Raw genomic sequence first — 12,285 nt, 5'->3', positions numbered from 1 at the left:
CTGGTTTAAGGGTGGGTCGCTGTCTGATTGTTGTTGTCAGCCGGCGTCGCCTGGCTGCGTTGTACCGCTTTCTGATTGAGCAGCCGACGGCGTTGGGCATAGCCGGCCAGGGTGATCGACAGCAGCAGCGTCGCGCCGTTGAACAGCGGCTCGACCCAGAATTCGCCGCCGAACTGCTGAATGCCGGCGATACCGATAGCCAGAATGGCGATGCCGACCACGGTGCCCCAGACGTTGACGCGCCCTGGGCGAATGGTGGTGCTGCCGAGGAAGGCGCCGACCAGCGCCGGCAGCAGATAGTCCATGCCGACGCTGGCCTGGCCGACGCCCTGTTCGGCGGCGATCAACACGCCGCTGAAACCGGTGAGCACGCTGGAGGCGATGAAGGCGCCGATGGTAAAGCGGTTGACCGAGATGCCGTTCAGGCGCGCCGCCGCCGGGTTGCCGCCCACCGCATACATGCAGCGGCCGAGCGGGGTGTGTTCAGTGATGAGCCACAGCACCACCGCGACGATCAGCACGTAAAATGCCACGATCGGAATGCCGGCGATCTCGGTGTGGTGCAGTGCGATGAAGGCATCCGGCAAGTCGCCGACGATCTGCCGCCCGCCGGAGTGCCACAGGGCAATGGCGTACAGTACGGTGCCGGAGCCGAGGGTGGCGACGAAGCTGTCGATATCGGCCAGCGCCACCAGAATGCCGTTCAGCAATCCGTACAGCGCCGAGATCGCCAGCACCGTCAGCACCGCCATCTGCCAGGAGAAGCCGTATTCCACCTGCAGCGTGATCGCCAGAATGTGCCACAGCACAATGCCGAAACCGACGTTAAGATCGATCTTGCCCACGATCATCGGGATGGTCGCCGCCAGCGCCAACAGGGCGATTTTGGCCTTGCTCGACAAGATAGCCTGCAGCGTCAGCATCGATGCGAAGGAGGGGGTGAGCAGTGAGAACAGCACGACCAGCGCGATGCACAGCAGCAGCAGGCCATAGCGGGTGAGGACCTGCATCAGCCACGGACCGGCGCCGTCCTGCGCCAGACTGACGCGCTGCTCCAGCGCGGTTGATTTAACGGATGTTTTAGACATGGCCTACCTCGGATTCTGACGTGATTGCGACGCTTTTCCCGGTGCTGGCAGAGGCCAGCTCCAATAAATTGGCGAATGACACCTGCTGATTTTTCAGCTCGCCGACCACTTTCCCGCGGTTGAATACCAGTGCGCGGTTGCAAATATGGGCGATCTCCTCGAAATCGTTGGAGATAACCAGCACCGCCACGCCTTCCGCCAGGGATTTATTCAGCAGGTGGTAGATTTCCGCTCGCGCGCCGACGTCCACGCCGGCGGTGGGATCTTCCAGGATCAGCAGCGGCGCCCCCAGATGCATCCAGCGCGCCATCACCACCTTTTGCTGGTTGCCGCCGGACAGCGCGCTGATATCGATATTGACGTCCTTGGGGCGCACGTCGAACAGCTGCACTTTCCACCAACTGGCGCCGATCTCCGCTCGCCGCCCATAGCGGGAGAGCAGCCGGTGGCCGCTGGCGCAGGGGTTGATAAACAGGTTTTCACGCACGCTCATCGACATCACCAGGCTTTCGCCGGTGCGATCGCCCGCGACCAGCGAAACGCCGCAGGCCATCGCCTGCTGTGGGGAGCTCGCCTGATAGGGCCGATCGCGAAACCGAATCGCGCCGCCGTCGGCCTGGCGCAACCCGAACAGCAGCCGGCCAATCTCTTCTTGCCCGGCCCCGCGCAGGCCGGCCAGCGCCAGCATCTCGCCCGGCTGCAAATCGAAGCTCACCGGGCCGATGTCACCCACCGTGACGCTATCGAGCTGCAGCACCGGCGGACGATGTTCCGGCAGCGGTTCGCGCTGATCGTCCGCCATCGCTTCGCCGACGATGGTTTGCACCAGATCGCGCAGCGAGTAGTCGGCGGTACGGCCGCCGGCGACATAGCGCCCGTCGCGCATTACGCAGACCCGATCGGCGATTTCGATCACTTCGTCCAGGCGGTGGGTGACGTAAATCATGCCGACCTTTTTGGCGCGCAGCCGGTTGATCACGGCGAACAGATGACGCACGTCGTTGGCGGGCAGGGAGGCGGTCGGTTCATCCAGCACCAGCAGCTCGGCATTGACCGCCACCGCGCGGGCGATCGCCAGCAGCGATTTTTCGGTGCGCGAGAGTTCGAAGACGCGCGCATCGGGATCGAGCGCGATGCCGACGTCTTGCAGCGCCTGCGCCGCCCGGCGGCGAATGGCGCGCCAGTCGATCAACCCAAAGCGGCGGGGAAACCCCATCACCAGCGCCATGTTCTCCGCCACCGTCATCCATTCAATCAGGCCGAGATCCTGATGAATAAAGGCGATCGGCTGGCGGCTGGCGCTTTTTATCGCGGCGGCGGAGGCGATGCTTGCGCCCTGAAAACGAATATCGCCGCCGTCGCGCGGGTAGACGCCCGCCAGCACTTTGATCAGCGTCGATTTGCCGGCGCCGTTTTCGCCCAGCAGCGCCAGAACCTCGCCCGGCATCACCTGCAGGCTGACGTCGTTGACCGCCACGTTGCCGCCAAATCGTTTGACGATGTGGCTGAGGGTAAGGATGGGTTGTGCCGCATTATCGATAGTCATGTGATGCGCCCCTGGTGTTGCGCCCGTGCGAAGATGCCGGGCAAATCAGCTAAACCGCTGGTGAGTATCTGTCCTTTAAATTTCAACATGCGAAATACAATTTCAAAAATAATATGACGTTCGTTGCGCTAAATCAAAGGCGATGAGGTTTTAATTTTTTATATTAAACAATGAGTTATTTTTTACTTTGCGGAAGTGTGACCGATGGCTCACTTCAATGAGGGGGAAATATTGCGGATTTTTGGCCCGCTGCGGACAATGAAACGGCGTTCCGTCTTCACCTGATGCAGGCCTTGGGGTAACATGCCCGGCAAAGAGCCTGCTGACTTCGCCGCAGCGCCGGTTGGCGGTTCGACACTGGAGAGATTTTCGCTATGAGCCTGAAAGCCGTCGACGAGAAAGATGACAAGAAAGACAAACCGCTGGGCAGCCAAAGCCTGTTCCGCGGTTTGCAGTTGATTGAGATCCTGAGCAATTTCCCCAACGGATGTCCGCTGGCGCATCTGTCCGAGCTGGCCGGTATGAACAAGAGCACGGTGCACCGCTTGCTTCAGGGGTTACACACCAGCGGCTATGTGACCCAGGCGCCGTCGCCAGGCAGCTACCGCCTGACCACCAAGTTCATTTCCATCGGCCAGAAGGCGCTGTCGTCACTCAATATCATTCACGTGGCCGCGCCGCATTTGGAACAGCTGAACCTGGAAGTGGGGGAGACGGTCAACTTCTCCAGCCGCGAAGACGACCACGTCATCCTGATCTACAAGCTGGAGCCGACCACCGGCATGATGCGCACCCGCGCCTATATCGGCCAGCATATGCCGCTGTACTGTTCGGCGATGGGGAAAATCTTCATGGCCTACGGCAACGACGATTACCCGGCCCACTACTGGCAGACTCACCAGCAAGAGATTCAGACGCTGACGCGCAATACCATCACCGAGCTGCCGAAGATGCATGAGGAGTTGGCCGATATTCGCCAGCGCGGCATGGCGATGGATCGCGAGGAAAACGAGCTGGGGGTCTCCTGCGTGGCGGCGCCGGTGTTCGATATTCAACAGCGCGTGCCTTATGCGGTGTCGGTTTCTCTGCCGACCGCCAAGCTGCAGCAAATCGGCGTCAAAAGCCTGATTAAACCGGTGCTGGCCACCGCGCAACGCATCTCGCAGGAGCTGGGTTTCGTCACGCCGATTTGAGTATTAGCGTCGCTGATACTGGATTAGAAACATCAATTTCACCTAATGATCGCTTCCTCGTATGATGCGCGTGTTGACCGACACGCGCCCTCGTCCGGCGCCTTTTATCATTCGAGGAATCCCCATGCTAGCCGTCTTCCTGCAGGGCTTTGCCCTGAGCGCCGCCATGATCCTGCCGCTGGGCCCGCAGAACGTATTCGTGATGAATCAGGGCATTCGCCGCCAGTATCATTTGATGATTGCTTCGCTGTGCGCATTGAGCGATATCGTGCTGATCTGCGCCGGTATTTTCGGCGGCAGCGCCTTGCTGACCCGCTCGCCGCTGCTGCTGGCGCTGGTCACCTGGGGCGGGGTGGCGTTTCTGCTGTGGTACGGGTGGGGCGCGTTCCGTTCCGCCTTCAGCCCGCAACCGGCGCAGGCCGCGGCGCAGGAGCTGGCGCAGAGCCGCTGGCGCATCGTGGTCACCATGCTGGCGGTCACCTGGCTGAACCCGCACGTTTATCTGGATACCTTTGTGGTGCTCGGCAGTTTGGGCGGGCAGCTGACGGCGGACGTGCGCTCCTGGTTCGCGCTCGGGGCGGTCAGCGCGTCGGCGGTGTGGTTCTTCGGGCTGGCGCTGCTGGCCTCCTGGTTGGCGCCGTGGCTGAACACGCAGCGGGCGCAGCGCATCATCAACGCGCTGGTCGGGCTGGTGATGTGGGGAATCGCGCTGCAGCTGGCCTGGCAGGGGGCAAATTTATAAGAATTTGTCACTAATCCGAATTCAAAACGCCGCGCGATATGCTACGTTTGATGCCAGGAATCCGGCGGTTCTCACAGGGAAAAGCCGGCGATCAGAGACAGCCTGTCATTAAGGAGACACTGTGAAGCTAAAAGCATTGGCTATGGCCGCAATGGTCGGATTAGGGACGTTACCGATGGCGCTGCAGGCGGCTGAAGTGCCTGAAGGGCCGCATGTCGTCACCTCCGGCACCGCCAGCGTGGACGCCACGCCGGATATCGCTACCCTGGCGATCGAAGTGAGCGTTTCCTCCAAAGACGCCGCCCAGGCGAAGAAGCAGGTGGACGAGCGCGTGGCGCAGTACTTTGATTTCCTGCAGAAAAATAACATCGAGAAGAAAGACATCAGCGCCGCCAATCTGCGCACCCAGCCAGAATATGACTACCTGAAAACCGGCGAGTCGGTGCTGAAGGGCTACCGGGCGGTGCGCCAGGTGCAGGTGACCCTGCGTCAGTTGGACAAGCTGAACGAGCTGCTGGACGGCGCGCTGAAATCCGGCCTGAACGAGATCCGCGCGGTGGAGCTGGGCGTCGCCAAGCCTGACGTGTACCGCGAGCAGGCGCGGCAAAAAGCGATCGAGAACGCGACTCAGCAGGCCGAATCCCTGGCCAAAGGCTTCCACGCCAAGCTGGGGCCGGTGTACAGCATTCGCTACCGGGTCGCCAACTACCAGCCGATGCCGGTGGCGCGGATGTATAAGGCGGCCGGTGCGGCGGCGGAAAGCGACGCGGCGCAAACCTATGAGCAGCAAAGCATTCACTTCGACGATCAGGTGGATGTGGTGTTCGAGCTGCAGCGCAACGCCGCGCAGTAAGGTGTTCGTATTGAAGAAAAGGTTCGCTGCGGCGAACCTTTTTTCGTTTTAATCCTGGCGCAGCACCTGGTGGCCGTGTTCCAGCAGCGCGTCGGTCACTTTGCGCATCATGCGGCTTTCCGGCGCGAAGCGGTGCCAGTACAGCATACGGCGCTGGTACAGCCCCGGCGTCAGATCGATCAGTTCACCGGATGCCAGCTCCTTTTCGATCTGCAGGTGAGGGATCATACAGCAGGTGGTGCCCTGGCGTGCCAGCTGCACGAAGGCTTCCGACGAGTTCACGATGTGGCAGGGCACGCTGCCCGGCGACAGATCGAAGTTCTGCTGCAGGAACGCCTGGTGCATGTCGTCGAGATGATCGAAGGCCACCGCCGGCGCTTTCAGCAGCGCGGAGCGGGTGACGCCGCTCGGGAAGTAGCGCTCGGCGAAGCCGCTGGAGGCCACGAACAGGTAGTCCAGCGCCCCCAGCCGATCCACCAGGCAGCTCGGCAGCGGCTGCGGCTGAATACTCACCGCGCCCACCACCTCACCGCGGCGCAGCCGCTCCTGGGTGCGGGTTTCATCTTCCACCTGCAGATTCAGGCGAATGGGGGAGTCCGCCAGCACCGGCTTCAGCGCTGGCAGCAGCCAGGTTGCCAGACTGTCGGCGTTGACCGCCAGCGACAGCAGCAGCGGCGTGTCGACGCCGGTGTCGTTGCCCAGCCACTCTTCTTCCAGCAATTCCACCTGATGCAGCAGCGCCAGCAGCTTTTGCCCTTGTTCGGTCGGGCGCGGCGGCACGGTACGAACCAGCAGCGGTTGGCCGAACAGGTTTTCCAGCTGTTTGATGCGTTGGGATACCGCCGATTGCGTGATACAGAGTTTTTGAGCGGCGCGCTCGAAGCCGCGCTCACGGATCACCGCGTCCAGCGCTTGCAGCGTACGATAGTCTGGGCGTTTCATCGGAAAGATATCCCTTAAATTAGAATGATACCGGCACTATGCCACATTTTGCGCACGGCGCAGGTGGAAAATCACGCCCCACCTCGCCGCCAAGCGGGTAAAAATGCGGGCTGCGGTAAATAAGTGTGATCCTGCCGGCGTGAAAAACAGCGTTTTACCCTATAATACGCACACGTTTTCGTACAGAGGCAAGGGACATATTATGACGCAGGATGAACTGAAAAAAGCGGTGGGTTGGGCGGCGCTGGAATACGTGACGCCGGGCACCATCGTCGGGGTCGGCACCGGCTCTACCGCCGCCCACTTTATTGACGCGCTGGGCTCCATCAAGCACCAGATCGAAGGCGCGGTATCCAGCTCCGACGCCTCCACCGCAAAGCTGAAAAGCCTCGGCATCCACGTGTTCGACAGCAACGAAGTGGACTCGCTCGATATCTACGTGGACGGCGCGGACGAAATCAACGGCCATATGCAGATGATCAAGGGCGGCGGCGCTGCGCTGACGCGCGAGAAGATCATCGCCGCCATCGCCAAGAAATTCATCTGCATCGTCGACGCCAGCAAACAAGTGGACGTGCTGGGCAAGTTCCCGCTGCCGGTGGAAGTGATCCCGATGGCCCGCTCTTATGTGGCGCGCGAGCTGGTGAAACTCGGTGGCCTGCCGGAGTATCGTCAGAACGTGGTGACCGACAACGGCAACGTGATCCTCGATGTGCATAACCTGAGCATCACCGACGCCATCGCGCTGGAGAACAAGATCAACGGCATCGCCGGCGTGGTGACCGTGGGGCTGTTCGCCAACCGCGGCGCGGACGTGGCGCTGGTCGGCACCCCGGAAGGCGTGAAAGTGGTCAAATAAGCCTCCGCCGTCTGTGGCCCGGTAGCGCCGGGCCGCATAATTCTTCGGTTAAAATATCTTTTCTGAAAAACGGCAAATTTGGTGACTTATATCACATTGTGAAACCTGACTCCCCAAAGCTTCTGCCGAAAACTTTCCCTATGGCATTTTCTGCCGTAAACCGCCATCAACGCTGCGCCTTGTCCTGCCGGGCAGGCAATCGTTTGTATTGCCGCCCGCGTTATTTTTGTTATGTTGGATGGGAGCTGTGTCGTCACAGCCGCTTCTGAAGTCTGAACATAGGGTCGGGTAAATGGCAAAAGTATCATTGGAGAAAGACAGGATTAAATTCCTGTTGGTGGAAGGGGTTCATCAGAGTACGGTCGATAATTTACGTGCCGCCGGTTATACCAACATCGAATACCACAAGGGTGCGTTAGACACCGAATCGCTGAAGGCATCCATCCGCGATGCACACTTCGTCGGCATCCGATCGCGTACGCATCTGACCGAAGAGGTGTTCGCCGCCGCAGAAAAACTGGTGGCGGTGGGCTGCTTCTGCATCGGCACCAACCAGGTTGATCTGAAAGCGGCGACCAAGCGCGGTATTCCGGTCTTCAACGCTCCCTTCTCCAATACCCGATCCGTGGCCGAAATGGTGCTGGGCGAGCTGCTGTTGATGCTGCGCGGCATTCCGGCCGCCAACGCCAAGGCGCACCGCGGCGTGTGGCACAAACTGGCCGTGGGCTCCTATGAGGCGCGCGGTAAAAAGCTGGGCATCATCGGCTACGGCCATATCGGCACCCAGCTTGGCATTCTGGCCGAAGGGCTGGGCATGAAGGTGTTCTTCTACGATATCGAGAACAAGCTGCCGTTAGGTAATGCGCAGCAGGTGCGCCATCTGTCCGACCTGCTCAATATGAGCGACGTGGTGACGCTGCACGTGCCGGAAACGCTGGCCACCAAGAATATGATGGGAGCGGAAGAGCTGGCGCTGATGAAACCAGGCGCCATTCTGATCAACGCCTCGCGCGGCACCGTGGTGGATATTCCCGCGCTGTGCGATGCGCTGGCCAGCAATCACCTGGCGGGCGCGGCGATCGACGTCTTCCCGGAAGAGCCGGCAACCAACAGCGATCCGTTCAACTCGCCGCTGTGTGAGTTCGACAACGTGCTGTTGACGCCGCACATCGGTGGCTCCACTCAGGAAGCGCAGGAGAACATCGGCGACGAAGTGGCCGGCAAGCTGGCGAAATACTCCGACAACGGGTCGACCCTGTCCGCCGTCAACTTCCCGGAAGTGTCGCTGCCGGCGCATGGCCCGAATGCCAGCCGCCTGCTGCACATCCACGAAAACCGCCCGGGCGTGCTGACGCAGATTAACCAGATCTTTGCCGAAGAGGGGGTTAACATCGCCGCGCAGTATCTGCAAACCGGGCCGGAAATCGGCTACGTGGTGATCGACATTGAAGCGGAAACCGCGCGCGCCGACGCCGCGCTGCAGCGCATGAAGGCCATCGACGGCACCATTCGCGCCCGTCTGCTGTTCTGATTAGGTGGTATGCCGCAACGAAAAAGGCCGGAGCGATCCGGCCTTTTGCTATTTAGGTTCGTGCCACGCCCAGCTGCAGAGCGGGGTGAGGATTTCCGGCAGCGGGATATCCCAGTGCTCGGTCGGCAGGTGCTCCACCTGCTGGCAATCATGGGCCAGCCCGATGGGATAGGGGCCGTCGCTCTGCCAGTTTTGCAGGGTGCGATCGTAAAAGCCGCCCCCCATACCCAGACGCTGCCCGGTATGATCGAATGCCACCAACGGCGTCAGCACGACGTCCAGCTCGCCCAGCGGCAACACCTGGCGCACATCGAGGCGCGGTTCAAGAATATTGAAGCGATTGCGCACCAGCGGCGTTTCCGGCGCATAGCGCAGGAACAGCAGGTGGCCCGGGCTGAACGGGTGCAGCACCGGCAGGTAAACCCGTTTTCCGAGCGTCCACAGTTGCTCGATCAGCGGCCCGGTATCGAGTTCACCGTCAAATGACAGGAAGACCGCGATGCTGTGCGCCGCCTGAATGCGTGCATGTGCGGCAAGGCGCTCGGTTATCTTGTCTGCGGCAAAGCGTTGCTGATCCGGCGTAAGTTCGCGTCGGCGTTGGCGAATGAGTTGGCGAATGGCTTGGCGCTGCTGCGCGAATTGGGGTTGAAAAGGCATCGTATCAGGCTTGCTCAGTGTGGCGTTCGGCACACATAAACCGCTGAGAAGGGGAATCTCCGAGATGCCGTCGCAGGCTGTAACCCTTGAACCCATGGTTCAAGGTGAACGTGCCGTCGCAATCTTAAGGCTTCTCGGCGCACCGAGCGTGCTCACCGATCGCGGAGCAACACATTCTGTTTGTACTAAATATCGGCTCAGGGGACTGGCCCGCTGGCAAACATCTCAGAGAAATTTTGTACTCGTTGCCGAAACTGTGATTTCAACAACTTAAGTTATTCGAATTGTGCATCCTGACGTTCAGAGATGCGACCTTGTTCAAGCAGCGCTTGTTCAATGGTCTGCTGCAGCATCCGTATGCGTTGTTCCATATTGGACGCATAGTCACGGGTTTTCAACCGTTCTTGAGCAAGTTCGTGACAGACGTTCAATGCCGCGATGAAAACCAGTTGCTCAGTATTGGAGACTCTAGTGCGAACTTTAAGATCTTGCAACCGTTGGTTAAGATCGTCCGCCGCCATATTCAACGCATCTTGTTGTTCTGGCGGGCAATTGACTCTTAACGAGCGGCCAAAAATTTGAATATCTACCGGTTGTGCAGACATGCCACCTTCCTGCCTAAATTTCGCGCCAGCCTTGTCCGCCCTGGCCGGGCCGTCAAAGCGGGCGCCACTATATATACCTCGGTACCAAGATACAACCCCTTTTTCAGTACCTGGTTGTAATCTACTGTGGCGCACATTGCCAGTCAAAAAAGGGTTTCAAAATGCGTATTTACCGCACTTTCGCCACCCGACGGCGCAGTGTGAAACCTGCCACATCGCGATTATAACTAGCCACTGAGGTGTCGCGCTTATCTGGTATAGCGACGGACCTTGGTGGTAGCATAACACGAACTTATCCTGCCAACGATGACGAATGCGCATGTCTATACAGAATACATTTCCAAGTTACCAATCTTTGACCGTGGCCCTCAACCAGCAGTCGGTGGCGCTGACCGCGGCAGAAATGCATGGCCTGATCAGCGGCCTGTTGTGCGGCGGCAGCCGTGATGCCGGCTGGCAGGCGCTGGTGCACGATCTGACCAACGAAGGCGTCGCCTTCCCGCAGGCGCTCAGCCAACCGCTGCAACAGCTGTATGAAGTGACGCGCGAAACGCTCGAAGACGACGAATTCCTGTTCCAACTGATGCTGCCGGAAGGGGAGATCGTCAGCGTGTTCGATCGCGCCGACGCGCTGGCCGGTTGGGTCAACCACTTCCTGCTCGGCCTGGGGATGATGCAGCCGAAGCTGGCCCAGGTGAAAGACGAAGTCGGGGAAGCGATCGACGATCTGCGCAACATCGCGCAGTTGGGCTACGACGAAGACGAAGATCAGGAAGAATTGGAACAGTCGCTGGAAGAAGTGGCGGAGTATGTGCGGGTTGCCGCCATCATGTGCCACGGCGAATTCACCCGTCACAAACCAACGGCGCCGGAAAACATCAAACCGACGTTGCACTAAGCGTCTTATCGCCCCTCCGCCGGCGGTGCGGATGGCATGATTTCAGGAGAAGGTAATGACTCAGCAGGAATTCAACAACCGCCGTCAGGCGCTGTTGGCGAAAATGGCGCCGGCCAGTGCGGCGGTTATTTTCTCTGCGCCGGAAACGACGCGCAGTGCAGATTCAGACTATCCCTATCGGCAGAACAGCGACTTTTGGTACCTGACCGGCTTCAATGAGCCGGAGGCGGTGCTGGTGCTGATCAAAAGCGACGAAACGCACAACCACAGCGTGTTGTTCAACCGGGTGCGCGATCTGACGGCGGAAATCTGGTTTGGCCGCCGCCTGGGGCAAGACGCTGCGCCGGCGAAGCTGGGCGTGGATCGCGCGCTACCGTTCGATGAAATCAATGATCAGCTGCACCTGCTGCTCAACGGCCTGGACGTGGTCTACCACGCGCAGGGCGAATACGCCTACGCCGATCAGATCCTGTTCGATGCGCTGGACAAGCTGCGCAAGGGGTTCCGCCAGAATCTGCAGGCGCCGGCCACCGTGACCGACTGGCGGCCGTGGCTGCACGACATGCGCCTGTTCAAATCGCCGGAAGAGCTGGCGGTGATGCGCCGCGCCGGTGAGATCAGTGCGCTGGCGCATACCCGCGCGATGGAAAAATGCCGTCCTGGCATGTTCGAATACCAGCTGGAAGCGGAAATTCACCATGAATTCACCCGCCTCGGCGCCCGCTACCCGTCTTACAACACCATCGTCGGCAGCGGCGAAAACGGCTGCATCTTGCACTACACCGAGAACGAGAGCCAGATGCGCGACGGCGATTTGGTGCTGATCGACGCCGGCTGCGAGTATCAGGGGTACGCCGGCGACATTACCCGCACCTTCCCGGTCAATGGCAAGTTCAGCAAGCCGCAGCGCGCGGTGTACGACATTGTGCTGGCGTCGCTGCTGCGCGCTTTGGCATTGTTCAAACCCGGCACCAGCATCCGTGAAGTCAACGACGAAGTGGTGCGCATCATGGTGGTCGGGCTGGTGGAACTGGGCGTCTTGAAAGGTGAAGTCGACCAGCTGCTCGCCGAGCAGGCGCACCGGCAGTTCTTCATGCACGGGCTGAGCCACTGGCTGGGCCTCGACGTGCACGACGTCGGCCACTACGGCACGCCGAGCCGCGATCGGCTGCTGGAGCCGGGCATGGTGCTGACCGTGGAACCGGGGCTGTACATTGCGCCGGATGCGGACGTGCCGGCGGAATACCGCGGCATCGGCATCCGCATCGAGGACGACATCGTGATCACCGCCGACGGCAACGAAAACCTGACCGCCACCGTGGTGAAAGACGCCGATGCCATCGAGGCTTTGATGGCGGCGGCAAGGTAACG

At 60.3% G+C, this 12,285-nt stretch carries 12 protein-coding genes and 1 other RNA gene; 7 read left to right on the top strand and 6 right to left on the bottom strand.

The window, feature by feature from the left end; genetic code table 11:
- Positions 1-5: 5 nt before the first annotated feature.
- Together WCL58_RS23360 and WCL58_RS23355 are read right to left on the bottom strand one after the other, a co-directional pair.
- Positions 6-1,088 (bottom strand): ABC transporter permease, encoded by a 1,083-nt coding sequence (locus WCL58_RS23360; protein WP_016930014.1) that lies wholly within the window; start codon positions 1,086-1,088, stop codon positions 6-8.
- On the bottom strand, positions 1,081-2,634 hold the full coding sequence (locus tag WCL58_RS23355; protein WP_336851658.1) for a sugar ABC transporter ATP-binding protein: 1,554 nt from the start codon (positions 2,632-2,634) through the stop codon (positions 1,081-1,083). Before WCL58_RS23355 ends, WCL58_RS23360 begins: the two co-directional genes overlap by 8 nt.
- A 374-nt stretch (positions 2,635-3,008) precedes the next feature.
- Between WCL58_RS23355 and WCL58_RS23350 the strand changes: the two genes are divergently transcribed.
- The 3 genes from WCL58_RS23350 to WCL58_RS23340 all read left to right on the top strand — a co-directional run bounded on the left by WCL58_RS23350 (position 3,009) and on the right by WCL58_RS23340 (position 5,422).
- Positions 3,009-3,827, top strand: a complete 819-nt coding sequence (locus tag WCL58_RS23350; protein ID WP_049199270.1) for an IclR family transcriptional regulator — start codon at positions 3,009-3,011, stop codon at positions 3,825-3,827.
- Positions 3,828-3,951: 124 nt separating this feature from the next.
- The gene (gene argO, locus WCL58_RS23345; RefSeq protein ID WP_004931603.1) at positions 3,952-4,569 is read left to right on the top strand and encodes an arginine exporter ArgO; all 618 of its coding nucleotides are present in this window, start codon (positions 3,952-3,954) and stop codon (positions 4,567-4,569) included.
- Between the two features lie 121 nt (positions 4,570-4,690).
- Entirely contained in the window at positions 4,691-5,422 is a 732-nt protein-coding gene (locus WCL58_RS23340; protein ID WP_025160209.1) for an oxidative stress defense protein, read from the top strand.
- Between the two features lie 48 nt (positions 5,423-5,470).
- Here WCL58_RS23340 and WCL58_RS23335 read toward each other — a convergent pair whose 3' ends face one another.
- Positions 5,471-6,364 carry a LysR family transcriptional regulator ArgP gene (locus WCL58_RS23335; protein ID WP_038871151.1) on the bottom strand — a complete coding sequence of 298 codons (894 nt, stop codon included), beginning with the start codon at positions 6,362-6,364 and terminating at the stop codon, positions 5,471-5,473.
- Positions 6,365-6,566: 202 nt separating this feature from the next.
- On the opposite strand from WCL58_RS23335, the gene rpiA reads away from it, so the two are divergent.
- Complete coding sequence (gene rpiA, locus WCL58_RS23330) at positions 6,567-7,223, top strand: ribose-5-phosphate isomerase RpiA (RefSeq protein ID WP_025304157.1); 657 nt, start codon at positions 6,567-6,569, stop codon at positions 7,221-7,223.
- A gap of 292 nt (positions 7,224-7,515) precedes the next feature.
- Complete coding sequence (gene serA / locus WCL58_RS23325; protein WP_025304156.1) at positions 7,516-8,754, top strand: phosphoglycerate dehydrogenase; 1,239 nt, start codon at positions 7,516-7,518, stop codon at positions 8,752-8,754.
- 48 nt (positions 8,755-8,802) lie between these two features.
- Here serA and WCL58_RS23320 read toward each other — a convergent pair whose 3' ends face one another.
- The 3 genes from WCL58_RS23320 to zapA form a co-directional block, all read right to left on the bottom strand.
- Positions 8,803-9,411: a 5-formyltetrahydrofolate cyclo-ligase gene (locus WCL58_RS23320; RefSeq protein ID WP_060441302.1), complete on the bottom strand. Its 609-nt coding sequence runs from the start codon at positions 9,409-9,411 to the stop codon at positions 8,803-8,805.
- A gap of 52 nt (positions 9,412-9,463) precedes the next feature.
- A non-coding RNA gene (ssrS, locus tag WCL58_RS23315) (6S RNA) lies at positions 9,464-9,646 on the bottom strand.
- A 40-nt stretch (positions 9,647-9,686) separates the two neighbouring features.
- Complete coding sequence (zapA, locus tag WCL58_RS23310; protein ID WP_004931621.1) at positions 9,687-10,016, bottom strand: cell division protein ZapA; 330 nt, start codon at positions 10,014-10,016, stop codon at positions 9,687-9,689.
- A gap of 319 nt (positions 10,017-10,335) precedes the next feature.
- Here zapA and WCL58_RS23305 point away from each other — a divergent pair, with 319 nt between their 5' ends.
- Both WCL58_RS23305 and pepP read left to right on the top strand, forming a co-directional pair.
- Entirely contained in the window at positions 10,336-10,914 is a 579-nt protein-coding gene (locus WCL58_RS23305) for a YecA/YgfB family protein (RefSeq protein WP_038871164.1), read from the top strand.
- 55 nt (positions 10,915-10,969) lie between these two features.
- Positions 10,970-12,283: a Xaa-Pro aminopeptidase gene (gene pepP, locus WCL58_RS23300; protein ID WP_070913826.1), complete on the top strand. Its 1,314-nt coding sequence runs from the start codon at positions 10,970-10,972 to the stop codon at positions 12,281-12,283.
- Positions 12,284-12,285: the final 2 nt, after the last annotated feature.

This window comes from Serratia sp. TMDUHS_CL, from assembly GCF_037137105.1.
GTDB lineage: Bacteria > Pseudomonadota > Gammaproteobacteria > Enterobacterales > Enterobacteriaceae > Serratia > Serratia nevei.
The sequence above is the reverse complement of the archived record's forward strand: the minus strand, read 5'-3'. Positions and strand labels throughout refer to the sequence as shown.